The organism is Frateuria sp. Soil773 (assembly GCF_001428405.1).
Lineage (GTDB): Bacteria > Pseudomonadota > Gammaproteobacteria > Xanthomonadales > Rhodanobacteraceae > LMSL01.
On sequence record NZ_LMSL01000023.1, the window covers coordinates 7,807 to 8,595 of the forward strand.

Genomic DNA, 789 nt, shown 5'->3' on the forward strand with positions numbered 1-789 from the left:
CGGGGCCGAGGGGTCTTCCTCGAAGGCGTAGCCCAGCCCGTCTTCGGCCAGCAGGCGCTCGACGAAGGCCAGGTCGGTCTCGCGGTACTGCACGGTGTAGCTGCGCGAGCGGGCCGTGCCGACCTGGGCGCGCGCGTCCGGCGTCACCTTCCAGGCGGCGCGCGGGGCGTAGGCGCCGAACACCGCCTCGACGATGTCCAGCACGCAGCGGTCCTGGAAGACCCGGCTGTGCCGGCCCTGGCCGAGCAGCCACAGCCACGGCGCCAGCACCAGTCGGTAGCGCGCCAGGCCGCCGTCGGCACCCATCTGGCGCGCCTCGCGCACCAGGCCCGAGCGCAGCGTGCGCGTGCCGTCGGCCAGCGTGGTGCGCAGCGCGCCGCGCCGGCCGAGCAGGNGGGGGCCGAGGGGTCTTCCTCGAAGGCGTAGCCCAGCCCGTCTTCGGCCAGCAGGCGCTCGACGAAGGCCAGGTCGGTCTCGCGGTACTGAACGGTGTAGCTGCGCGGGCGGGCCGCGCCGACCTGCGCGCGCGCGTCCGGCGTCACCTTCCAGGCGGCGTGCGGGGCGTAGGCGCCGAACACCGCCTCGACGATGTCCAGCACGCAGCGGTCCTGGAAGACCCGGCTGTGCCGGCCCTGGCTGAGCAGCCACAGCCACGGCGCCAGCACCAGCCGGTAGCGCGCCAGGCCGCCGTCGGCACCCACCTGGCGCGCCTCGCGCACCAGGCCTGAGCGCAGCGTGCGCGTGCCGTCGGCCAGCGTGGTGCGCAGCGCGCCGCGCCGGCCGAGCAGG

Annotated in this window: 1 pseudogene; it reads right to left on the reverse strand. The window is 76.4% G+C overall.

The annotated features are described in order from the left end of the window. Window positions 1-395: 395 nt before the first annotated feature. Window positions 396-788 (reverse strand): annotated as a pseudogene (locus ASG87_RS20875) (contractile injection system protein, VgrG/Pvc8 family); the annotation flags it as partial. Window position 789: the final 1 nt, after the last annotated feature.